The 22,640-nt window shown below is 45.6% G+C and carries 26 protein-coding genes and 1 pseudogene; 17 read left to right on the forward strand and 10 right to left on the reverse strand.

Annotated elements, in window-relative coordinates; translation table 11 throughout:
* The first annotated feature begins 4 nt into the window (after nucleotides 1-4).
* Together ACTJKB_RS00460 and ACTJKB_RS00465 are read left to right on the forward strand one after the other, a co-directional pair.
* Nucleotides 5-925: a DUF1835 domain-containing protein gene (locus ACTJKB_RS00460; protein WP_440831309.1), complete on the forward strand. Its 921-nt coding sequence runs from the start codon at nucleotides 5-7 to the stop codon at nucleotides 923-925.
* 93 nt (nucleotides 926-1,018) lie between these two features.
* Nucleotides 1,019-1,402 carry a VOC family protein gene (locus ACTJKB_RS00465; RefSeq protein WP_440831310.1) on the forward strand — a complete coding sequence of 128 codons (384 nt, stop codon included), beginning with the start codon at nucleotides 1,019-1,021 and terminating at the stop codon, nucleotides 1,400-1,402.
* Between the two features lie 107 nt (nucleotides 1,403-1,509).
* Here the strand turns inward: ACTJKB_RS00465 and ACTJKB_RS00470 are convergent, their stop codons facing one another.
* Entirely contained in the window at nucleotides 1,510-1,989 is a 480-nt protein-coding gene (locus ACTJKB_RS00470) for a DinB family protein (RefSeq protein ID WP_440831311.1), read from the reverse strand.
* Nucleotides 1,990-2,359: 370 nt separating this feature from the next.
* Here ACTJKB_RS00470 and ACTJKB_RS00475 point away from each other — a divergent pair, with 370 nt between their 5' ends.
* The 12 genes from ACTJKB_RS00475 to ACTJKB_RS00530 all read left to right on the forward strand — a co-directional run bounded on the left by ACTJKB_RS00475 (nucleotide 2,360) and on the right by ACTJKB_RS00530 (nucleotide 13,310).
* Nucleotides 2,360-3,838: an Lsa family ABC-F type ribosomal protection protein gene (locus ACTJKB_RS00475; protein ID WP_440831312.1), complete on the forward strand. Its 1,479-nt coding sequence runs from the start codon at nucleotides 2,360-2,362 to the stop codon at nucleotides 3,836-3,838.
* Between the two features lie 31 nt (nucleotides 3,839-3,869).
* Nucleotides 3,870-4,997, forward strand: a complete 1,128-nt coding sequence (locus ACTJKB_RS00480; protein ID WP_440831313.1) for an NAD(P)/FAD-dependent oxidoreductase — start codon at nucleotides 3,870-3,872, stop codon at nucleotides 4,995-4,997.
* 304 nt (nucleotides 4,998-5,301) lie between these two features.
* On the forward strand, nucleotides 5,302-5,949 hold the full coding sequence (locus ACTJKB_RS00485) for a FusB/FusC family EF-G-binding protein (protein WP_440831314.1): 648 nt from the start codon (nucleotides 5,302-5,304) through the stop codon (nucleotides 5,947-5,949).
* A 688-nt stretch (nucleotides 5,950-6,637) separates the two neighbouring features.
* Nucleotides 6,638-6,889 (forward strand): hypothetical protein, encoded by a 252-nt coding sequence (locus ACTJKB_RS00490; RefSeq protein ID WP_440831315.1) that lies wholly within the window; start codon nucleotides 6,638-6,640, stop codon nucleotides 6,887-6,889.
* A complete protein-coding gene (locus ACTJKB_RS00495) occupies nucleotides 6,886-7,038 on the forward strand; it encodes a M15 family metallopeptidase (RefSeq protein WP_440831316.1) in 153 nt (50 codons plus the stop codon). Before ACTJKB_RS00490 ends, ACTJKB_RS00495 begins: the two co-directional genes overlap by 4 nt.
* 18 nt (nucleotides 7,039-7,056) lie before the next feature.
* Nucleotides 7,057-7,263 (forward strand): M15 family metallopeptidase, encoded by a 207-nt coding sequence (locus ACTJKB_RS00500; RefSeq protein WP_440831317.1) that lies wholly within the window; start codon nucleotides 7,057-7,059, stop codon nucleotides 7,261-7,263.
* A 245-nt stretch (nucleotides 7,264-7,508) separates the two neighbouring features.
* Nucleotides 7,509-9,512 (forward strand): acyltransferase family protein, encoded by a 2,004-nt coding sequence (locus ACTJKB_RS00505; protein ID WP_440831318.1) that lies wholly within the window; start codon nucleotides 7,509-7,511, stop codon nucleotides 9,510-9,512.
* A 135-nt stretch (nucleotides 9,513-9,647) separates the two neighbouring features.
* Nucleotides 9,648-9,974 carry a helix-turn-helix transcriptional regulator gene (locus ACTJKB_RS00510; RefSeq protein ID WP_440831319.1) on the forward strand — a complete coding sequence of 109 codons (327 nt, stop codon included), beginning with the start codon at nucleotides 9,648-9,650 and terminating at the stop codon, nucleotides 9,972-9,974.
* Nucleotides 9,975-9,985: 11 nt separating this feature from the next.
* Complete coding sequence (locus ACTJKB_RS00515; RefSeq protein ID WP_440831320.1) at nucleotides 9,986-10,249, forward strand: hypothetical protein; 264 nt, start codon at nucleotides 9,986-9,988, stop codon at nucleotides 10,247-10,249.
* 194 nt (nucleotides 10,250-10,443) lie between these two features.
* Nucleotides 10,444-10,740, forward strand: a complete 297-nt coding sequence (locus tag ACTJKB_RS00520) for a hypothetical protein (RefSeq protein ID WP_440831321.1) — start codon at nucleotides 10,444-10,446, stop codon at nucleotides 10,738-10,740.
* Between the two features lie 1,368 nt (nucleotides 10,741-12,108).
* Nucleotides 12,109-12,930, forward strand: a complete 822-nt coding sequence (locus tag ACTJKB_RS00525; RefSeq protein ID WP_440831322.1) for a hypothetical protein — start codon at nucleotides 12,109-12,111, stop codon at nucleotides 12,928-12,930.
* A 191-nt stretch (nucleotides 12,931-13,121) separates the two neighbouring features.
* Nucleotides 13,122-13,310, forward strand: coding sequence for a hypothetical protein (locus ACTJKB_RS00530; RefSeq protein ID WP_440831323.1), 189 nt, complete (start codon nucleotides 13,122-13,124; stop codon nucleotides 13,308-13,310).
* 322 nt (nucleotides 13,311-13,632) lie between these two features.
* On the opposite strand, the gene ACTJKB_RS00535 is transcribed toward ACTJKB_RS00530, so the two are convergent.
* On the reverse strand, nucleotides 13,633-14,535 hold the full coding sequence (locus ACTJKB_RS00535) for a helix-turn-helix domain-containing protein (protein WP_440831324.1): 903 nt from the start codon (nucleotides 14,533-14,535) through the stop codon (nucleotides 13,633-13,635).
* A 136-nt stretch (nucleotides 14,536-14,671) separates the two neighbouring features.
* On the opposite strand from ACTJKB_RS00535, the gene ACTJKB_RS00540 reads away from it, so the two are divergent.
* Nucleotides 14,672-15,094, forward strand: coding sequence for a response regulator (locus ACTJKB_RS00540; RefSeq protein WP_440831325.1), 423 nt, complete (start codon nucleotides 14,672-14,674; stop codon nucleotides 15,092-15,094).
* Between the two features lie 131 nt (nucleotides 15,095-15,225).
* On the opposite strand, the gene ACTJKB_RS00545 is transcribed toward ACTJKB_RS00540, so the two are convergent.
* From ACTJKB_RS00545 to ACTJKB_RS00565, 5 genes and pseudogenes are all read right to left on the reverse strand, one after another.
* Complete coding sequence (locus ACTJKB_RS00545) at nucleotides 15,226-15,441, reverse strand: Gfo/Idh/MocA family protein (RefSeq protein WP_440832665.1); 216 nt, start codon at nucleotides 15,439-15,441, stop codon at nucleotides 15,226-15,228.
* Nucleotides 15,441-15,629, reverse strand: a pseudogene (locus ACTJKB_RS00550) (Gfo/Idh/MocA family oxidoreductase); the annotation flags it as partial. The gene ACTJKB_RS00545 and the pseudogene ACTJKB_RS00550, both read right to left, overlap by 1 nt.
* A 172-nt stretch (nucleotides 15,630-15,801) precedes the next feature.
* Nucleotides 15,802-17,040: an MFS transporter gene (locus tag ACTJKB_RS00555; protein ID WP_440831326.1), complete on the reverse strand. Its 1,239-nt coding sequence runs from the start codon at nucleotides 17,038-17,040 to the stop codon at nucleotides 15,802-15,804.
* Between the two features lie 20 nt (nucleotides 17,041-17,060).
* On the reverse strand, nucleotides 17,061-17,645 hold the full coding sequence (locus ACTJKB_RS00560) for a hypothetical protein (RefSeq protein WP_440831327.1): 585 nt from the start codon (nucleotides 17,643-17,645) through the stop codon (nucleotides 17,061-17,063).
* A gap of 15 nt (nucleotides 17,646-17,660) precedes the next feature.
* The gene (locus ACTJKB_RS00565) at nucleotides 17,661-18,716 is read right to left on the reverse strand and encodes a family 43 glycosylhydrolase (RefSeq protein ID WP_440831328.1); all 1,056 of its coding nucleotides are present in this window, start codon (nucleotides 18,714-18,716) and stop codon (nucleotides 17,661-17,663) included.
* 304 nt (nucleotides 18,717-19,020) lie between these two features.
* Between ACTJKB_RS00565 and ACTJKB_RS00570 the strand changes: the two genes are divergently transcribed.
* On the forward strand, nucleotides 19,021-19,914 hold the full coding sequence (locus ACTJKB_RS00570) for a helix-turn-helix domain-containing protein (RefSeq protein ID WP_440831329.1): 894 nt from the start codon (nucleotides 19,021-19,023) through the stop codon (nucleotides 19,912-19,914).
* 177 nt (nucleotides 19,915-20,091) lie between these two features.
* Here ACTJKB_RS00570 and ACTJKB_RS00575 read toward each other — a convergent pair whose 3' ends face one another.
* Nucleotides 20,092-20,322, reverse strand: a complete 231-nt coding sequence (locus tag ACTJKB_RS00575) for a hypothetical protein (RefSeq protein ID WP_440831330.1) — start codon at nucleotides 20,320-20,322, stop codon at nucleotides 20,092-20,094.
* A 146-nt stretch (nucleotides 20,323-20,468) separates the two neighbouring features.
* Nucleotides 20,469-20,819: a hypothetical protein gene (locus ACTJKB_RS00580; RefSeq protein WP_440831331.1), complete on the reverse strand. Its 351-nt coding sequence runs from the start codon at nucleotides 20,817-20,819 to the stop codon at nucleotides 20,469-20,471.
* A gap of 79 nt (nucleotides 20,820-20,898) precedes the next feature.
* Here ACTJKB_RS00580 and ACTJKB_RS00585 point away from each other — a divergent pair, with 79 nt between their 5' ends.
* Entirely contained in the window at nucleotides 20,899-21,048 is a 150-nt protein-coding gene (locus tag ACTJKB_RS00585) for a hypothetical protein (protein ID WP_440831332.1), read from the forward strand.
* 120 nt (nucleotides 21,049-21,168) lie between these two features.
* On the opposite strand, the gene ACTJKB_RS00590 is transcribed toward ACTJKB_RS00585, so the two are convergent.
* The gene (locus tag ACTJKB_RS00590; RefSeq protein WP_440831333.1) at nucleotides 21,169-22,638 is read right to left on the reverse strand and encodes an amidase family protein; all 1,470 of its coding nucleotides are present in this window, start codon (nucleotides 22,636-22,638) and stop codon (nucleotides 21,169-21,171) included.
* Nucleotides 22,639-22,640 lie beyond the last annotated feature (2 nt).

Here is a 22,640-nt window from a genome sequence, read left to right on the forward strand (position 1 = left end):
ATGCATGTATGACGAGCTAATGGGCCAGCTGGGAAAAGTTGATTATTGGGACCCTGGGCCGGACTGTACTCATGTTCATGTCGTGGTTGGCGATTCTTTTGCAGGTAGTATGAAACAAGCACTGAAAAATCTCGGGTGGTCTGACTTGCATAAGCTGATTATATTACGGGATAATTACGCGATCGGGCCGCTTGGCGGGCTGGATTCACCGGAAGGAAGGCTATCAAGAGAAAAATGGTTTCGTGAGCATATTTCACACGGGCTTGAGAGGTATACCGTAGCTGAATATGAAGACGAATATGCTGAGCTGCTGGGAATGCTGAAGCGCATTCCGCAACAAGCGGTGATTGTGTTATGGATAAGCCGCAGTGTACGCGAACAAACAGGGATAAGACATGCACTTTATTTACTACGTGGTACAGTTCATCGGATTTCCTTATATGATGCTTGTGAAATTTGTGAAGGGTTGTTCAATACCCCAGGAGCTTCGATCATTTATCGAAGCTCCGGGGAGATTCCGGCGGATAAGCTACGTGAAGCATTTCTGCGTATGGACAGCAACGGGCTTTTAGACAGTTCAGCGGTCAATCATATGCAGGATCAGTGGATACAAATTGCCGAAAAAAACGGGGTGCTGCGCATTTGGGAGGACAGTGGAGTCGTTGAAGTGGCAGCTGATTACTACGACAATTATCTTCTGGAGAAACTGGATTCTCTGAGACCGCCTAAGGAAGATCAAGGCTTTGTGAAATCTGCCCGCCTGGTAGGCGAGGTTCTTGGCTATTGTGATCAACATATCGGTGATTCATATTTCGAATATCGTATAAGACAGCTTATCAATGATGGTATCCTTGAAATCAAAGGTATTCCTGCGGCGATGAGATTTTACAGCATCAGACGACAGACGAGCTCAGTCACAGATTAATCTGAATAACCGCAATTCATAAGAAATCATGTAATGAGCTACATGTTACGATAAGACGCATACAAATCCAAATCTTAGACAGGAGGGATTCGCTTGAATCTTTCACATTTTCGTCTGCTGGTACCGGATGTATGTGAATGTTTTACATTTTACCGGGACATTATCGGTCTGAAAGTCCTTCACGGTAACGAAGAGACTCCTTATGCGGAGTTTCAAACAGGAAACATCAATCTGGCATTAGAGCCCCTGATGGGCAATGAACCACCCCAGGTCTTGCGGGAACACAAGGATTTCAGCATACATGACCGGGCAGCTCTTATTTTCAAGGTGGATAATGTTGATTCCGTATACGATCAATTGCGCAGCAAGCATGTTGAATTTGTAAAAAAACCTCACGACACGCCGGAATGGGGCCACCGCGTTGCCTACCTTCGTGATCCTGCCGGTACCTTAATTGAGCTTAATCAAGGATTGTAACCATTAATGAGCAGCACGCTTTTTTCAAGAGCATTCCACTTACCGCTTTACTGAAGGCCCGCCTGGAGTGGGTCTTTTTGCTGTTCTTTTTCTATGTAGGTGGAATTTTAAATATCGAATAACCCTCTGCCAATCAAGTTAGCCTTAACCGGATTCTTTCCGATTTCTCGTGACCATATAGACAATTGGCCGATATGGTGAATCTCATGGGCTATCACGTGCCGCATCACTTCGCCGTATTTATGGGCTTCCCGTTCACCTTCATCCGTGATATCAATCACAATGCGTTCTTCCAGACCATCATTCCACTCATAGACAAATGGAGCGATTTCCACATGGCAACGGACGGAAAAATCCTTTATTTGCTGTAAGCTGACCACCTCCTCGAACGGAGGGATCTCAATCGCTTTTTCTTGTATTCCAACGCATATCCAGCCATATTCAACTGCCACAATGTGATAAAGCGTAGGAAGGATGTATCCTAAGCCGCCAGTGCGTTTTTTCAATAATTCTTCCTTGTTCACCGTACCGCACCAGTCCAACCAATCTTTGCGAACCTGCCAGTTATACTCGAATAGTTTCAACATATCGCAGCCTCCTATAAACACATTTCCCTCTCATCTGTCTATTCTTACCCGTTATTGGAGAGTTGAAAATCAGAAATGATTATGATAAGATGCCTGTAAATTAATGAACGGAGCTGAAGAGGATAATGTAGGATTTTCTTGCTGATCGATAGGAGAATAAAACCACTATAAGACTGGACTTCATGTTCAGCTATTGGAATGCGGTCGATATCGCATGTTTTATTTCTTATTAAGCAAGAAAGTTACATTTCCTTTCACTCAAACGGTAGATCCTTAATCAGTCCCCCGGGGCTTGATTTTCTGTATCTATTTGAGCTGCAAGAAATTAACTTTCTTGCGGCTTTTATTTTTTATACAGGAGGATCACTAAATGTCATTAATTAATGTTACCAACCTGACGTTTGCCTATGAGGGCAGCTACGATAACATATTTGAAAACGTGAATTTTCAGATCGACACCGATTGGAAGCTGGGATTTACGGGGAGGAACGGCAGAGGGAAGACCACCTTTCTTCAGCTGCTGCTCGGTAAACATGAATACAGTGGAACCATTTCTGCTAATGTAACATTTGAATACTTCCCATATCCTGTGCCGAACAAGGAAAATATGACCCTGGATGTCATTAGCGAAATCTTTCCGGATTATATTCACTGGCAGTTGATGCGTGAGCTTTCTTTGCTGAAGGTAGATGAAGACGTTCTTTATCGGCCCTTTGCTTCACTGTCGAACGGAGAGCAGACGAAGGTGCTGCTGGCCGCATTGTTTATTAAGGAAAACAGCTTTCTGCTCATCGATGAACCTACTAATCATCTGGACATGCAAGCAAGAACATGGGTCAGTGATTATCTGAATACCAAAAGCGGTTACATTCTGGTCTCTCATGACAGAGCCTTTCTGGATAACTGTGTAGATCATATTCTGTCTATCAACAAAACCAACATTGAAATTCAGAAAGGGAATTTTTCGAGCTGGTGGGAGAATAAAAGGCGGTTGGATAACTTTGAGCTGGCACAAAATGAGAAGCTGAGAAGAGATATTAACCGCCTTGCGGATTCATCCAAAAGAACAGGGAACTGGTCACACGAAGTGGAAAAGACTAAAAACGGGACCCGAAACTCCGGCTCCAAGGTAGATAAGGGATACATTGGCCATAAGGCTGCCAAAATGATGAAACGTTCAAAATCCATTGAGCAGAGACAACAATCGGCGATTGACCAAAAATCAAAGCTGCTGAAAAACATTGAAAGCTCGGAAACCCTGGAGATTGCACAGCTTCCTTATCATAAAAACACCCTTGCAGAGCTTGAACAGATCTCCATTTTTTATGGTGAGAAACAGGTCTGTTCCGATGTGAATTTCACGGTTGAGCAAGGAGATCGCCTCGTGCTTTCGGGTAAGAACGGTTCCGGCAAATCCAGTATCCTGAAACTGATTTGCGGCGAGGATATACAGTACACAGGCAGCTTCACTAAGGACAGTCAGCTCAAAATCTCCTACGTGTCCCAAGACACCTCGCATTTACACGGCAATCTTACGGATTACGCCCGCGACAATGGGATAGACGAGAGCCTGTTCAAATCCATCCTGAGAAAACTTGATTTCTCCAGAGTGCAATTTGAGAAGGATATTTCCACTTTCAGCGGCGGCCAGAAGAAGAAGGTGCTGATCGCCAAAAGTCTAAGTGAGCACGTTCACCTGCATATTTGGGATGAGCCGCTGAACTTTGTTGACGTTATTTCTCGGATGCAAATAGAAGAGCTGCTGCTGGAATACACTCCGACCATAATTCTTGTGGAGCATGACCGGGAGTTCTGCGGCAATGTCGCTACGAAGATCATAGAGCTCTGAGCTTGCTTTAGGAAGGGAAGAAAAGGGACTTATGAAGAAAGTCATCGTAATCGGTTCAGGAATTCTTGGGGCATCTACCGCCTATCACTTAGCCAAAATGGGGGCAGATGTCCTAGTCGTTGACCGTAAAGATAAAGGGCAAGCCACCGATGCTGCTGCCGGCATTATCTGTCCTTGGCTGTCGCAGCGGCGTAATCAGGCTTGGTATCGTCTCGCCAAAGCAGGTGCCCGTTATTACCCTGAGTTGATTGGACAGCTTCGGGACGAAGGGGAGACAGAAACCGGCTATGCTCAGATAGGTGCACTTAGTGTTCATCATGACATGATGAAAATCAATCAGATGGAGGAGCGGGCAAAATTACGCAAAGCGGATGCACCGGAAATCGGAGATATTACTCGGCTAAATGAAACACAGACCCATGATCGTTTTCCTTTGCTGGCAGAAGGTTATTCCTCCATTCATATCAGCGGTGCCGCCCGGGTAGATGGTCGTGCACTTCGCGACGCCCTCATCCGGTCAGCGCAGCAAAATGGGGCTGTCTTAGTCAGTGGGGAGGCCAGGCTTGAACATCTTGCAAACCATGTAACCGGAGTAAATGTCGGAGCTCAACACTTTTCGGCAGATCTCATCCTTGTATGTGCGGGTGCATGGGCCAATCTATTGCTACAGCCTTTAGGCATTGATTTTAAAGTCCATTTTCAAAAAGCGCAAATCGTTCACTTAGAGGTTCCGGACCGTCAAGACACAGATGCCTGGCCAGTAGTTATTCCGCCAAATGATCAGTATTTGCTTTCAATGGGACCACAAAGGATTGTTATAGGATCGACACACGAAAATGATATAGAAGGGTACGATAGCAGGATAACTGCTGGCGGAATCCAGGAAATTCTGAATAAGGGGATCGATCTTGCACCTGGTTTAGCACACAGCACATTTCTGGAGACGAGAGTCGGTTTTCGCCCCTTTACGCCCGGTTTTCTTCCTGTTATGGGGAGTATACCCGGCTGGGAAGGTTTGCTTACAGCAAATGGCCTCGGAGCTTCGGGTTTAACCATGGGCCCTTATCTAGGAAGGCAGTTGGCCAGGATGGCTCTTGAAAGGGAAATGGAAATAGATATCAGTGATTATGATATCCGGAATGCAGTAGATGAAGGCTGATGAATTGCGCCTTTCTGAATTCCCTGCTATACTTTTTTCGAAAGATAAGAATTTATTAGCTTCACGCTGTAAAGGTTCCTTATCTTTCTTGCAGAAACGTGTTCATCTGATAGGGGGTTGTACTGATGGCAAAACCGAATTGCTCATTAGCTAGGAAGTCCTCATGCAAAGCCTAATCCAGGGGCGATACTTTGCGTGAGGGCGAGAGAAGAGAACGATCCGATCGCCCATACTTGACTTTATCGTTTCTAATAACGGCTTTGCACCTTATGTTTTTTCAACAAAAATAAGGGGCTGAAGAGCTATGAATACACCATTTATTAGAAACCATCAATATAATGTCATTAAGAAACAAGCCGAATTTCTTCAGAAAACACTGCGATCCGTCGCGGATCAGAGCGTCTTGAAAACAGTAAGATATCGTACAGCAGTGAATATTATAGAAGCATTTTCTTCTCTGACAACAGAGCGGGAACACCTGCTGGAGCAAGTATCGAGCTTGGAAACAGCACATGAATTTCAGAGTTATCTTATTGCATTAGAACCCTTTCTGGAGCCATTTCCACCGATTACACTGAAGCAGATTCAGAAACTTTTCCCAAAGAATAAGAAGTTGAAGGTACCTGATCTGCAATCCATCGACTTTAGATATGTCACGTATCTGAGCTGGGTAGACATAGCCACGAACAAATTATACATTGTCTATCCATTCGAAGGCCAGTTCATCGGCATCGAGGGAAGAATTACGCCGACACACAAAAAAGGGTATTGTATGTTCTGCAACCGGCATCAAGAGCTTGCGTTCATAACGGTCAAGACGAAGCCTGCGGGTGCTTTGCCCGATCAATATTCTTCCATTGGCCAATACGTATGTATGGACGGCCATGCTTGTAACCAGAGTATCACCGATACTAGCTCGCTGGAGAAGTTCATTGTCTCCGTTCGTAAATAATTCAACTACGCGGTTGCCTTTAGAGGCAGCCGTTTTTTAATATAAATAATGTTCAACGATTGAAGAGGTTCTCTAGTGGAATACAAAGAATACAGTATGAGACTGGGATCAGGAAATGAAAAATAAGAACTGGTAAGTGTTTCTCTTATTACTTCTTCACAAAACCCGTATTTCTTATGGGCCGCCACTATAATACGACCTTGGTCACAGGAACGCAGAACGCTTCGGACTATGATGAGGATGTAAGTAACCGGAGCTTTATTGAATCGCAGCAAGCTACCTTTTGTATTCCGCTGAAAACCAATATGCGTCCCAACCTTGGGATTGTGATTTTCATCGGTATAAAGGGCGTCATGTCCTTGAAAGCTTCTTAAATCAACTGAAGCAATTTTGTGGAATCGCAACGCGTTACGAGAAGCTTTCTCGACATTTCTTGAACTTCGTTTATTTGGCTTCGATAATGATTTTATTGAAATAATTGGATTGAATCGAGTTTTAAAACACGCCCTAGTAAATAAAAAGAACGATGAAAAAATGCCTCTCGATTCTCCGATGCTGCATGCGGAGCTCGACAGGCGTTTTTTTATGCAAAAGTCAGGTGTCAAGTTCTGGTGCGACTTGTCCAATATCCTGCCCGAGTGTTATAAATTCAAGATGAACAAGTCCGGAAAAAGGAAGGGGCACATCCATGTCAGGGGCAGCACCACGGTCGAGGGTTCGTAAGTCGGCATACAAAAAGAAAAGTGGGAAGACGACCTTCGTTTCTGTTGTCTTTTTGTTGATCCTTCTGGTCGCTGCCTGGAAAGGACTGGCCTACTTCGGCTATGTGCCGGACGTTCCGCGAGAAGAAGAAGGCCGAATCATCGGCACCCACCCAGAGGTGCAGGCCAAAACGAATACTTTGGTTGCACAAGCGGCTGGCCGGGCATCAAGATTGTGATTACGTCGGATTTCCGCAGCAGCGATGAGCAGGATCGGTTGTTTCGGCAGGGGCGTGAAGATTGGGGGAGTATCTCCACCAATGCCGGGGGCGGCCAGTCTTATCACAATTACGGTTTGGCGATCGATTTTGCGCCGCGTGACAGATAAGGTGGCGTTATCTGGGATATGGAAGTGGATCGTAACGGCAACGGGCGCTCAGATTGGATGGAGGTCGTAGAGCTGGCGATGACGTTAGACTTTGATTGGGGCGAAGACTGGGGACGATTTCCAGATTATCCGCATTTTCAGATGGACTTCGGCTATACGCTGCGCCAGCTTCAGAACGGCAAAGTTCCGAAGGGCTCGCAGATCGAACCGTTCGTTCGAGGCTGAATGACGGAATTCGAATGAAGGGTATAGGCGTTTTGAAGTCTTTTTGGAATACGAGTATCGGAAAAAGTTATGCGCTGCTTGAGCTTGCTCGAAGCTTAGGCGTACAATAGAACGTATCGTTTTGACGCGAACAAGCAAGTTACAATTTTCACTCCGTTTTGTCATCTTTTATTTTCTTTGAACGTCTCCAGCAGGCGTATAATTCTAACGGTGTAAATAAACAGGATATGAAAGGTGCAGCAGGAATGCAAAATACTTCAGGCAAGACGAATGATGAAAGGAGTCAGGCGACGTTATATTCCCCGAATATTCAAGGACCCGGCAAGGCCGGGAAGCTGAAGGCCGAAAGCGGTCGACGGCATATGAACGGATTGGATGGCCTTCGGGCCGTCGCGGTACTCGCGGTCATCGCCTATCACCTCGACCTCGGTTTTATGCCGGGGGGATTGTTCGGGGTCGGGCTATTTTTTGTGTTATCGGGGTATTTGATTACCGATATCTTACTCTTTCAATGGCATAATACGGGCTCCATCAACCTGAAAGATTTCTATATCCGACGGGCAAGAAGGCTGCTCCCGGGCATGTTTGCCGTCATGGCTGCCATTATGATTTGGCTGTTATTCGCTGATCCGAGCCGATTGTCCGAGCTTCGCGGAGACATTGGCGCAGGGGCGTTATACATAAGCAATTGGTGGTACATTTTTCATAAGGTTTCGTACTTTGAAAGTTTCGGGCCGCAGTCGCCTTTAGGACATTTCTGGTCGCTCGCGGTGGAGGAGCAGTTTTATATCGTTTGGCCGCTGCTTTTGCTGCTGTTCATTCCATTGATGCAGAAAAAGGGGCCACTGCTGGTATTCGTTATCGGGCTTATGCTGCTATCTGCGGAAATGATGGCGTTGTTATACAATCCGGATCTCGATCCAAGCCGCGTTTATTACGGAACTGATACGCGTGCCTTCGCACTGCTGGCAGGGGCTGCGCTGGCAGTCGTCTGGCCAAGCCGGATGCTGTCTTCCACGATCAGTCTTGGCGCACGTATTATAATTGAGTTGATCGGGGCTGCGGCTCTGGCTTTCCTGATGTATGCAATGCTGACAGGAAGTGAGTATGATTCAGCGCTGTACACGGGAGGTATGGCGGTGCAAGCATTGGCTGCCGCCCTGCTTGTCGCTGCATTGTCGCATCCTGCGTCTCTGCTGGCTCGCGTGTTCGGGATCTCGCCCTTGCGTTGGATTGGACGGCATTCGTACGGGTTATATCTGTGGCATTATCCGGTCATTGTATTGACGACGCCGAGCGTGGACACGGGAGTACTCAATCCGCTTCGAATCGCGCTTCAACTGCTGGCTATATTCGTGTTGGCGGCTTTGTCGTTAAAAGTTATCGAAGATCCGGTCCGCCAGCATGGGTTCCGCGCCATCGCGTCCGTTCTGTGGAAACGCGGCAGACGCCGTCCGGGTCGCGTCGTGCTCTCCCGAACACTCACGCTTATGAGTGCGGCGCTGATTGTGCTTGCCCTGGTTCGACTGGTCGATGCGCCGGAGCCTGCGACCCAAGGTGTCGTGGCAGATCCTGCTCCGCAAGAGCAAGCGGCAGCACCTTCCAAGGAAACGGTGAAGAACGCGGAGCAGGGAACCAAGCCTGCTTTGATAAGCAGACTAGGAGCTTCAGTCAATAGCACCCTGCCTGCTCAACAGAAAACGAATAGTTCGGCTCCGGCGCCTTCGAAAGAAACGCGGAACCAGCAGCCGGCCGCAACTCCGGGTAAGGTGGCATACACGGTCATCGGCGATTCGGTAATTCTCGATGCCAAGCCATATCTGGAAGACAACATTGCGCAAGTCTACGTGGACGGCAAAATCGGACGGCAAATGTGGGAAGCGCCCAATCTGCTGTCGCAATTAGAGAGTCAGCAAAAGCTCGGGGGGCGCGTCGTGATCGAGCTGGGGACAAACGGCTCTTTCAATTCGAAAAAGCTGAATGAAGTGCTGGACAGCCTGCAAAGAAAGGAGCAGGTCTATCTCGTTACGGTGAGAGTGCCGCGCTCCTGGAAGCGTATTGTGAACCGTTCTCTGAACGAAGCTGCCGAACGTTACGACAATGTTTCACTAATCGATTGGTACGGCGCAAGCGCGGGACATAACGATTATTTCTCGGAGGACGGCGTGCATCTGACTTCTGCAGGAGCCGAAGCTTTTGCGGCACTCGTGGAGAAGGCGGTAGAGAAAAAGGAACTGAGTATGAAGTAGCGGTATGGCTTTGAGTTGGAAAGATTGCAATTCGATTTTTTGCGGAAATTCTTCGCTGCTAAAGCGCGGAACGATGGGGTAATCAGGTTGAGGAAAAGTCTGAAAAACCCGTCGTTCCGAGCTTTTTTCGATCCATTGCGCAAGGAAAGCGGAAAGGCCCAGGTGGAGCTGGCGGACCGGCTGGGGATCTGTTATCAGGCGGTAAGCAGTTTGGAACGGAGAGGAGCGATACCGGATATTTCGAAGCTTCCTTTATTGGCGGACAGCTTCGGCGTGAGTATCGACGACATTTTGAGCGGTGGACGCGGGGCGGAACTGGTACGGAAATTGTTGCGGGGCTGGTTGAAGAGACACTGCGACCGGGCGAAGTATCGGCGGAGGAATTTCGTGAGCTGGCACCGCTGCTGCCGTCCAAGCAAGCAGACGCCGTATTCGGCCGCACCGAGCAGCCGAGCGGGTTGAGCGAGCTGGTTGTGGTTGCGTATTTTATCAGCAAAGACGTACTCGGGGAATGCGCGCTGCGGGCTTTCGACACGGTGGCGTTATCGGAATTGGTTGCACTTGCGCCATTTTTGGAATCTGAGGTCGTGTCCGAGCTGGTCGGCGGAGCGATTCGATCTTCGGATTTCAAAGGCTTGGCCGCGTTGGCTCCGTTTATGGATCGGGATCGACTGGATGCGCTGGCGAGAGGGAGGGTATCCGGCGGCAGCAGACGAGCGGAATACGACACGCGGTGAACAAGCGGACGCCGCTTCTTCCGGTCCCGATCGGGATGCTGCGGTTCCCGTTTCGCCGTCCGCGACGAGTGATCCAAGAGCTTCGTTCGCCGATCCTTCTCGATGAGGTTATCGGGTTATAGGTGGCTGCGCAGAATTTCAAGACCTTTGCGCAGCTCGTCTAGTGACTAGGTTGACGATAAGGCGACGCGCACATGATGGTCGCACGACGCTGTTCCCACCAGAAAGCGCTCCGGGTGGAAGACACGCACGCCTTTTGCCAGCAGATCGCTCTCGAAGCGCGAAGCATGAACCGGATTCGGCAGAAGCAGCCAACGGAAAAAGCTGAGCGGATGACCGGAATCGTCCGGCTGGGGAAATTAGCTTGCAAACAATCGTTGGCGGATTTCGCCAGCGATTGTTTGTATGCGACAAACTCCGCTCCGCGCCCGGACGTGATGATCTCGTTGATGATTTCCGCGTCGCGCGAAGAGGTTTTGACGACGTGGTAGATAGCCCGCAGCATCCACTCGCGCATGACTTCGCTGAATAACTGTCGGAAGACAAGAACATAGTCCCATAAGGACCTGCGCCCAGCGCGGGTTTTGTATTCTATGGGATCAAGTTCTTGTCCTTTGCTCGGGACAAGAACTTGATCCCATTGCCGATTTGATAATTATCTAAATATGTCTTAAATAAGTCAATAAAATCGCTTTGCGGTGATTTTAAAAACAACAGGTAATTGTCTTGAGCAGAATAATAATTAAAATCAACATGATCCAATGTTTAGCTCCCAATAAGGTTCCCGAGCTATTCCTGTGCACCTGCGTCGAACGTACCACCCGGCTTCATCCGGATACAAGCATGTGCACTGGGCTGAAGTAGTGAGCCATCCCGCTGGCGGCGGTCGTATTGTCTGGCCTCATTCGGATGAATGGCAGGTGAACGGAACTGAAGTAGTTGGCAAGACCAGCCTGCGTCTAACGTATTGCCCGGCTCCGACCGAAAGGAACCAGGTTAGTGGAGTTTTAGCAACAAGCTAAGCACGGTTGTAAATGATCTTTTCTTCTCAGAAGCAATTCGAATTCATGTTATAAACCATATTGCTGAAATCGGAAATTCTCGCGGAATTTGCACAGGAAATCCCGCTCCAATGTCATTCTGAAACAGCTGAATAGATTGGGGATACTATGAATATACTTAGATATAAGACCATATAGGTTTGATAGCTACTGCTAAAAGCAGACTGTACTCATATTGAGTTGCAGTCTGCTTTTTTTTGAATATTATAATTGAAGCGAATAAAGATGATATAGATCTGTTACTATAGGTAACACTTGCATAATAATGGAGTTCTCACTTGAGTGCTCCACTTTAATGCATCCTTCAATTTTAGTGCGCGCCTCCCGCCGGGCGGCTTGGCTCCGGCAACAACCTGAAAGAAAAGGGCATCCTGGATGCTGCTTATCAACGGCAGCATTAGCAATGCAGCCGTCGATAAGCAGCAACTGTAGGTCACCCGCAGCCCTGCCAGGAGGAGAAAATCCCGGAAGCAGCCTGGACAGGAGCTTCACGATCCGGATTGCTGCGCCCAAGTCGCCCGCCTTTTGGCTCCGGCCAAAACCTGCAGGGTGTCATTTTGAAAGTAGTGTTAGGGTGATTTTGTTCTTTTAAGAGACGGCTGTGGGCCCGGGACAAGTTGAGCGTACCGACTACAATCCACACGGTCGTTCGGGGCTCCCGTCAAACTAAATCTTCGAATAAGAATCTTCATTGTGCTAATATGGAATTTAAACTAGGAACAAAGTAGTTCATGACCCTCACATCATAAATAAGCAACAATAATTAAAAAATAGACAAGCAAGGAGGTTCAATTTTAAATGGAACAAAAATATTTTCTTGAGCGAACCGGATGGGAGAGGGAAGAGCTATCTTTAAGAGGTTTACGTGATGTCGTCTTCTCAATTTTCACCGAATTAGACGGGCAAGATTATTTTTTTGATTTTCTTGGGGGAACCAATTCCATAGGCGTGACGTCACCAGGAAGGATCGGGTATGCTTTTAAAGCGTACACTCTACGTAAGATCGGTAAAGCTCTACCTAATCCAAGGGACATTGACAGCCATAAAAAGTATCAAGAAGCCGATTTATTCAGCCTGATAGAACTACTCTACGAAAATATTGTCTATCCAGAACATTGGGTATCTGGAGCTGCTCAAGATTTTTTTTGGTGCAAAGAAACTGGCGAAGACGAGTTTCGGCGTGAAGTAAATAAATGTTTGCGTCTATATGGAAAAGGGTGGGAACTGACGGATATTGGATACATACGAGAACTGACGGAAGATTATTATGTTGAGCTACTTGATCAAACTGCACTTTATGGTGATCAAAAGAATGTGGACAGCCGGATCCGATTTGCGAAAAAACAGTTTTTACAATATGGATCTGGATTGGAAGAAAAGAAAAATGCAATCCGTGAAATTGGTGATGCCTTAGAGTACATACGGAAGGAATTGAAACAGACTCTCCCTAAGGAAGAGGACGACATATTTAACATTTTAAATCGATTTGGAATCCGACACCATAACGATAAGCAAATGACCGAATATGACGCTTCCATTTATTACCCATGGATTTTTTATACATTACTTTCTTGCTTTGATGCTTTTGTAAAATTAAAGAGCCGTAGCCAAGGATATTAATGGTCATTTTATAAGTAGACTTAACCATATAGTGGATATATGTCGGAAGACAAGAACATAGTCCCAAAAGAGCCTGCGCCCTGCGCGGGTTTTCTGTTTTATGGGATCAAGTTCTTGTCCTTTTCTCAGGACAAGAACTTGATCCCATTGCCGATAATGGACAAGAACATGGTACTATTGCCCCGATTAGATTGATATCATCTTTGAGAGTGACGGAGCTGCTGGATAAAACTTTTCTTCATATATTAGGTGTGGCTACCAGCTCAGGCTGTACGCTGCGTACTTTGAACGGCGGGGGCTTCGATTTGGATGTATACGACTGGCGATTTCCCCCTAACTCGCCGGTCTCCAAACTGGATCTGTACATTCCGATTGAATGATCATCCTTTTTATTCGAATAGGGCCAGCGTGCTTGGATCAGTGTGTTGCTTGTCCAGCAGACAACAAACTATTTTCTGGAAGAACCCACCTTCCTGGGAAATGGACTATCTGCTAGCGGTGCTTCGCGGTTTTCCTTTGTCATCTGCACAAAACCCGTATTTTGTACATATGTACATAGGTTGATTTTTAGTCTCTTGCGTCCTTTAATAAATTTATTTTATCTATTCCCTCTTAGGATAACAAAAAAAGCTGATCTTCATCAAGATCAACCCTAGGTAAGTTCATAGATCATGGAGCCTTACACTTGCTGTTTTTTCTAGATTAAGAGGGTTTCGCAATTATTTTCCGGTACTCACGAGGACTTATACCTGTCCAGCGTTTATACTGGCGGCTGAAATGAGCAAGGCTCGAGTAACCGAGCATACCGGCTATACGTGTCAAATCCAGATTTGGCTGAAGGATCAACTGATTTGCTTCATGAAGCTTAAGCTCGGAGAGGTATTGGCGCGGCGATTGATCATAGACTTCCTTGAATACTTCTTGAGCATATCCGGGACTTATATTGAGAGAAGCGGCAATGTCTTCGATGCGGACCCTCTCACTATAAAGCGTTTCCCCTCCCATAATTATGGATTTAAAATGAATTTTTATTGATTCTGCAATTAGGGTCGCATAGTGGAGCCTTGTCGGAGAGATACTCTTCTCTTTATTGGAAGAAATACTAAGGGTAAGGATGCTCAGAATTTCAAATAATCCCGATTGAACTTTGAAAAGATCTGATATAGAGTATTCTCCACCGCGTTTAAGCAGGCAAATCCAGGCTATAGCCCCTTCTTTCAACCTTTCATTATCCTCTGTTCCCTTATGATAATAAAACCGGGTGCTGCGACTCATTTTTTGGCGGAATAAAGGATCATCCACGTTGAAATGAGCAACAAAATAAGTCAGTCCCTGCTCCCCCATACTTTGATTAACGTGTTTAAAACCTGGAGGAATGAACAGAATGTCACCTTCCTGCAGCTCATAGCGAATACCCTCCAACAAGGTATGTTGACTCCCCTCTAAAATATAGATCAGTTCGAAGGCATGATGCGATTCCTCCGGAACCAGCCAGCCCCTCTCGACCGTTTGCATATGAGCTCCAAAGAACTTTATATTCCAGTTTATTGACGGAAACCAACGAGTACCTGTTGATATATAAGACTGTAAATTTTCAAATCCCATGTAGTATCCACCTTCGATTAGGGCAATTATCCCCTTGTTTTGTCTAAATCTATTTTGGCCAATGCCTAGTATAATGTCCGTAATGCAAACAAAAATGATGTTCAGGCGAAAGGATGCGCCGAAATTGATTAATCTAATGATTGTTGACGATGAAGAGCGTGCAGGGGAAGGCATTAGAACCTTACTTAATTGGCAAAGCCTTGGGATAACCATTATTGCAGAAGCTCATGATGGTGCTCAGGCGCTGGAACAACTCTGCAAATTTCATGTAGATATTTTAATTACGGATGTCCGTATGCCGCAAATTGACGGCCTTACGTTAATTGGGAAAGTCAGGGACACTTATCCTCATATCAAATCTGTAATTATAAGTGGTTATAACAATTTCCCCTATATACAAAAGGCAATTACTCTTGGTGTCAGTGATTATCTTTTAAAACCCAGCAGTAGACAGGAAATCTCCGATACCATCTTAAATATTATTGCCGAGATCGAATATGAACGTCGTCAGGCGGATGATTTTAATCGTTTCAAGAGGGGATTTAGAGAAAATCTATGATCCAACCTTCTTGCCTTGGGAAGCCACGCTTTCTTGCGATGTCCGGAATACACAAAGTTCCCTTTGTACCGTATATCTCTATTCTTGGAAATTGAGAGTCCCAAACATCGAAACTTGTTATGAGTATACTGCTACCCCTGCCGGGGACCCGTAAGAATTTTTCTATCATCATTCATATGATTTGCCAGACAACTCACTCGAGCAATCGGTCCAAGTAATAATAATATTGCCGTTATATAGTAAGGTCCTACATCCATAAGCGGTCCGCCTTCCGGTTGATAGTTAGGATGAAACCATTCATGACTAGGACAAACTACGAATGCACTTGTACCAATCACATCTCCAATTAGACCGTCTCCAAAACCTTTCGTGCAGTTTGCAACCTTCCGCCCAAAAAGGTATCCGGTGCTGAAGCAACCCTTAACCCCTTCACCTTAGCTAAAGTTATAATATCTAAACCTTCGCTTAATGATACCGCCAGAGGTTTTTCCGTATATACATGCTTTCCCTCATATAACGCAGCAAGACTTATTTTTGCATGACTTTTGGAACCCTAAGATTTAATACAATATCGATATCGGGATCTTTAATAAGTTCTTCAATTGAAGTAGCTTTTTGGAATACTATATTCTTTTGTTTTCAGTTTCTTCCTGTAATTAATAAAAACCGTTGAGTCTAAATTTAATCTCAACGGTTTAATATAGAATCTATCTGGATACAGATTTAATGGAAAGAATGGATATCCCCCCGATGATCGAGAGAACAAATGACATGATAAAGATGGACGAGAAGCCAATCTGTGAGATCATAAATGCAGCAACTACTGGTGCAATAGCTTGAGTTACGGTATTACCCAAATTATAGATCCCCAAGAAAAATCCAACCCGTTCTTTATCAGGAATAACTCTCAAATTTAAAAGGTTGTCCAAAGAATTCCATACTCCCATGCCCAGACCAGCCATAAAAGCATAAATAATGATGCCGATATCATTCTGCAGGAAGAAAATACTTAGTGCTCCAATTCCTAATAAAATAGTGGATAAGCCTATGGGTAATTTTAATATTTTGAACTTATCTGAAATTGGCCCGGCAATGAAACCCATGGCAATACCAAATATCAACATTATAATATTAATTAACTGTATAGAATGCTGCGTGTTAGAGGTGTTTTTGTGTAAGAAATCTGTCATTATAAATAACAGGTAGCCTGTAATCGCAAAGTTACCAACGCCTTGGGAAAGCTTACCGATTAAGGCCAAATAGTAATCACGGCCAACCGACCACTTTGGAAAAAGAGTGGTTATTCCTTTTATCGAGAATGCTGTCTTTTTATCTGATGCCGGTACATCTATTTTCTCTCCCAAGTTTGACAGCTCACGGACAATAATGGCTGCAATCAATGTGCCGATGAACGTAATAATCCCAAAAATGATAAAGCCTAAACGGTATTGCCCTAAAAAGACAGCTGCGAATATGGTAAAACCATTGTTGCCGAGCGCCATTCCCAGTCCACCATAAGCCGATGAGGCTGTTCCTTTCCCCTCTTCAGGGGCCAGGTCTAACCAGGCTACCATAGGTGCTACGATAAAGTTTAGAGCAATCTGTCCTAACATCCAGCTTAGTAACAGTAACGGAATGGTAGTGGTTACTGAGGCCAAAATCATTGCCAGCATATAAACGAATGATCCGGAAATCAGCCAAGGCGTCCGTTTTCCAAAGCGGGATTGGGTACGGTCCGACAGATAACCGGCAAGCATATTGGATATGGCCGCAACAACCATTCCCAGGGCTGAAAATAAGGCTACGATTTCAATTTTGTTCTCTGCATCCAAATGCGTAATCATCGCTGGTAAAAATAAGCTTGCCATTGCAATATAGGGCCCAAGCCAGGAAGCTGGTCCTATGATTAAGCCTGGTACTAAACGTTTCAGTGGTATCGTGTTCATCTGAGAATTCCTCTCTGGAGCTAGTAATTTTTTACTGCATAGTAGTTAAAATCTGCGAATGAGTCATGCTGGTGAGAATCAACTGAACCAATGAAATTAAATAAGCCTGTAAATCCGCCAATCTCCCCCGGCTCCCCATTAACGCCTTCATCCGACAAATAGAGAACATCGATATTCTCTGCCAATACTTGCCAATCCCTATCAAGCTCGAAGCGGTAAAAGATACCCGCTATTCCTGAATTATAGATAATCTTCAACTCGACTTTATCTTCAGGTACTGAAATGTTATTTTTAACAAATTCGATGCGTTTCCCCAGTTTAGCCTGCAGTAATTTTAAAACAGTTCCCTCTGATTCTGAATGGGTCAAGTGGACATACATCCAATTATTCGAATCATAGTAAAGCCCCGTACCGGCAGTTTCCGAGTAATGGTCAGGATGAACTTCCACTTTGGTTTGAAGTTCATAATGAAATGAGGTTGCACGTGTTGCCATAATAGCCGGATTGACCTGCGAAAAAAGAGAGTTCTCCCCATGAATCCGTAAATACCCCGGGCGTTCAGTCGTATTCACCCATACAGCATCCTGCTCCCGGTATGGAGTCATAAAATGGATGGCATATTACCCGCGATTAAAATCATCAAAGACATCATGAGATAATCCGGCAGCTACCTTAACGTCTTCCATGCCCTCAACTTCCATCTTCGCCAAATTTGACCCATCATTCATTTCCAGCCAGCCATCCTCCGTCCACTTCATTTTTTGAATAGACGTTTCGCGCCCTAATGGATTTAAAAGCGTTCCTTCAATGGGGCGTGACATCAGATGAGCAATATACCATTCACCTGTCTGTGTTTGAACCAAGGAACCATGACCTGCTTTTTGCATAGTTGAATAGGGATTATACATTTCGAAATGCCCGGCATCCGGATTACCAAGTGAAAATAAATGACGCGGTGAGGAGGTAATAATCGGTTCCCCGGATGGATGCGGTTCATATGGGCCAAAAACACTCTCTGAACGGCCAATCTCCACACCATGTGCATAGCCGGTTCCGCCGGCAGCTATAATAAGATAGTATTTTCCGTTATATTTATAAATCTGCGGTGCTTCAGCACATCCGCGGCTTGTGAACCCCTGCGTTACCCGGTGCCATTTCCCGATAATCTTCCCATCATTTAAATCAATCTCAGCGATGACAATATGTCCGGGCGCTTGATACCCTTGACGCGTCTCCCATTCAAGTATGGACACGTAATGTTTACCGTCCTCATCATGAAAGATAGCCGGATCAAAGCCAATAGATGTAATATAGATGGGTTCTGACCAAGGTCCGTTGACATCTTCTGCCCACATTGCATAGGAATCCGAGTTAAATTCTCGGCCTGCCATATTTACCATGTGAGAATAGGCTAACCAGAATTTGTTCGTGGAGATATCATAGGATAAATGCGGCGCCCAGATACCAGCCGGTGTATTCGTACCGCGTAAATTGACTTCACCGTGATTTAATACAATGCTAGTCAGCACCCAGTTTGCTAAATCAGTTGATCTAAAAATTTGTATGCCGGGGTTCCAATGAAACGTGGACGTTGCGATATAATAAACATCACCGACTCTAATGATTGATGGATCTGGTGCCATCCCAGGAATTATAGGATTATTAATAATTGTCATTTCTCCGCTTCCTTTCACCGCCTGTTGTTTTGCTTAAGTTTAGCTGGTCGTTTTTTATAAGCGCTTTCTATTTTACGTCTTTACAATTTACCCTTATTTATAACGTTTCTTATTCCTTGAGCAATACATTGATACCGTTTTCCATTATGATTATAATAGATCCAAGTCCTGATATACTCACGTTAACTGCAGTAATAACGAAAGTGTTTCCTGTTGCCTAGCTATATTATAATAACTAACACCATCAAAATGCGATTGTATGATTACGGCTACATTTACCCAAATCAAAGGCAGGTCTTTAAAATTGGAAAATAATGAATTTGAATTCACAGGTGCTAAAACCCAACTCCTTCAGCGTATAGATTGGAATATACGTTTTTTTGGTGCACACAAACAGACCGTTCCTTTTGATTGGATCATGACTAAGGAATTCCACCATGCCTTTGAGATTTTAATTGTTTTAGATGGTGCTCAAGAAACAAATATTGATAATGAACAATTCATCTTAAAAAAGGATGATATTATTCTTATTCCTCCTGGCTTTGAGCATGCCAATAAATGTATCTCCACTAAATCTATGACCTATTTTTGCGCTCATTTTGATATAGACGAACCTTCCTTACGGATGAAAATAATGAAAAACTGTGATTGGGTCTACGAACCTTCCAATCCATATCACAGTAGGTTAAAAGAATGCCTTCAAAGATGGATTGATATTTTAGATGAACCCGATTTATCGTTCTCCAAAGCAAAGTTAAAAGCACAAATTGTCCTCTTTGAGTTATTGGAGGTTTTGTTGGATATCCAGCCATTAAACACGGATATAAGAACTAATCAATCAATGACAACTGCAAAATATGCCAAAGAGATTGCAGAGGCCATCAAGAGAGCCTTCAAAAAAAATTGTATCGAGGAAAATTCAGATTATACCATCCACATCCAACCGATTATTGCTTCTCTTGGGATAAGCCCCAATTATGGATTAGAAGTATTCCAAAAACTCTATAATATGTCCCCCCGTACGTATTTATCTGATTTAAAACTGCAGGAAGCAAAAATATTATTACAGCAGCCAAAAATATCATTAAATGAAATTTCAAGTCGTTTAGGTTATAAGAACCTCTCCCACTTCAGTAGACAATTTAAAAGATGGACTGGCGTTAATCCTTCGGACTTTCGTAAAAAAAACAATACTTAAACATCTGAAAGAACCTTGATATATCGGGTTTACCGAGTTCCCTTCCTTCATCTTTCAGTATGGTTCACCCCGAGACGGTTTAAGCTTCCTTCCAAATTAGGACGGGTCCCTTTTGCTAGGCGTTGCGGCTTCGTAGTAAGCGGGTTTACTAGGCGGGCAGTATTCAGAAACGGCCAGTTAATGATGTCCCGACTGCCCTCCTCTGCCGCTGAGGTTCAGCCCGGAAGCGTCTGGCGAGTCGTCCGCATAGTTACCTAAGTACACCACTCCGGTGAAGGCGTATTTCCCGGATTCAAAAGATCCCTGGCAATTGCTGTTCCGGCCTAAACTGATTTTGTCCCATTGGCGTAAATTCCTGCGAATTGCGGGGGAAGTGCCACCTCTGACCGCCGATAGTACGCCTTTCATTGGACACTGTCGCAGCTGACCAACCGCGAGGTGCCACGCATGAACAGCGAGAGCTGCGAAGCCAGAGAGGCACTCTCAACGTCTGGACTATCATACACAGCGATGGCACGAGGTATGCTGGAGTATTCAACGTTGGCGATATCCCGCTACCGCTGGAACTGGCGCTTAAAGAGATTGGCTTCAGCGGTGTAGCCTCCAGCACCGAGTTGTGGAGCGGGACGCCAGCCCAAGTTACCGCCAGTGTGCTTCAACCACTGAACCACCTCATGACGTACGCCTGTATAGCTTTTCTTAAGGAAAAGCCGGTTGACCAGATCCCTCTGGACAACCGGCTTTCTTATTCTGCAAATATAGAAGCTTATCTGTTTGGGAAAACCTTTTTTTTCGGCATTTCCGACTTCAAAGGCTACCGCCTCGTCATAACCAAGGCCTTTAGACTTCGTAATCATTTCTTCCTTGAGCTTGTTATATTCAGCATCATTTTTGGCAAAGACCATTTTCCAGGAATACTCTTGTGAGTGAAAAATCTATGAGATTGGTCAGAAGATGGGCTATTATGACACCACTCATTTTTCTATGGTGTTTGAGAATATAGTCGGTTGCTGGCTGAAGTCCGCAATCAAAAAGCTCGGTTTTGTATTTCAAGACTTTATGCTGCTTGATGGTCTGACCGTACAGGACAATATTTTGCTGCCTCTGGGAAATCAGCAAGGCCATGGAACATAGTGCAGACCAGCTCTGTGCCATTTTCGGGATCAGTCATATCAAAAGTTAGCTGAGTTTTGAGAAAGGTTGAGGAGGAGCATCGCAGTATCTACTGGGGTGCTCTCCTTTTTCTCATCTGTACTAATAGCCAGGAGGAATTTGAAATCCACCTGTCAATGTCTCGCATATTTCGGCAAAGTCAATGGTGATGTGATCCTTGAAATGCCCACTGATGATTTGGATTCCACAAGGTAATTCATCGTTAGAGCGGTTTAGCGGCAAAATCGTGGCAGGCAGCCCAAAGACAGTCGCCAGGATATTCCAGATTAAATGCTCGTTATATCCAGTCGCTCGTCCATTCACTTCCAGAATCCTTCTAGGTACCGCCTGCTGCATGTGGGGAATAGCCAATACCGGACTGATGGGCAGCAGCAGAACATCATATTCCTGAAGTAAGGAATTGATCACACGGTTATATTCCTGACGCAGGCGGTCCGTTTCCTCTTGTTCCCCCTCACTCTGATTCATCGCCCGGTAATAGTCCTCAAGCCCTTCGGGAAAAGCCTTCGTCACCAAACGGGATGCCCTCAGGCCAAGGGAGGCCAGACTTGCAGTCAGGCGCTGCCTTGAATTGAATGAGGTGCCGACAAGCCGTCCAGACAGCTTCATAGCCAAGTCGAACAACTCGTCCATTTGGATCTCAGGAGGCATTCCGTGGTGAACCTCCACCCCCTCCAGCCCTGATAAGCCTGCGGTAAAATCAGCATATCTGCGTTTAATACGTTCATCTATTTCATGCCCCGGAGCTTCAAACCAGGTCAGGACTTTAATCTTCGCTTGCTCCTTTAATGTGTTAGTGCGGAAATCAGGAGGGACAGGCACATCTACCCAGGGATCATACAGTACATCCATCATCAGCCGCAGATCCTTGGCGCTTCGGGCCAGTGGGCCAGCCGCCGACAAATCGGGTTCGCTTGGATCACCGGGAGGATTACCGGGAACATGTCCTCTAAGCGACAGCATTCCAAGACTGCAGCGATGGGCATATACACCGGTATAATGCGCAGGAATCCGCAGGCAGCCGATCAGATCGCTGCCGAATTCCACAGGCGTGCAATCAGACGCCAAAGCGGCTGCACTGCCGCCAGATGAACCCCCTGGTGTCAAGCTTGTGTTCCACGGGTTGTTGGTCGTGCCGTATAGATCATTATAGGTCTGCCAGTCTGCAGTCATTACCGGCACGTTGGTTTTCCCCATAACGATCGCTCCGGCCTGAATCAATCGTTGCACCGTGGCCGCATGTTCTGCAGCAATGTTATGTTTCAAATGCGGGGCTCCGGAGGTTGTAAGCATCCCGCTGACATTAAAAGACTCCTTGACCGTAAGTGGCAGGCCATGCAGTGGCCCATGCCACCGGCCTTCTTTTCTGTCCCGGTCCGCCTGATCCGCCTGGGCGTAGGCAGTTTCCCGCTGCTGCTGCACAACGGCATTGAGTAGTTCATTCACATGGTCCATACGGCCATAATAGTGATCCAGCAGTTGCCTGGAATTCACCTCACCCTGTTCAAGCAGCCGGATTACATCGGAAGCGGTAAGATAAGCTAAATTCAAGT

The organism is Paenibacillus sp. 22594 (genome assembly GCF_052044425.1).
Taxonomy (GTDB): Bacteria; Bacillota; Bacilli; order Paenibacillales; family Paenibacillaceae; genus Paenibacillus_AQ.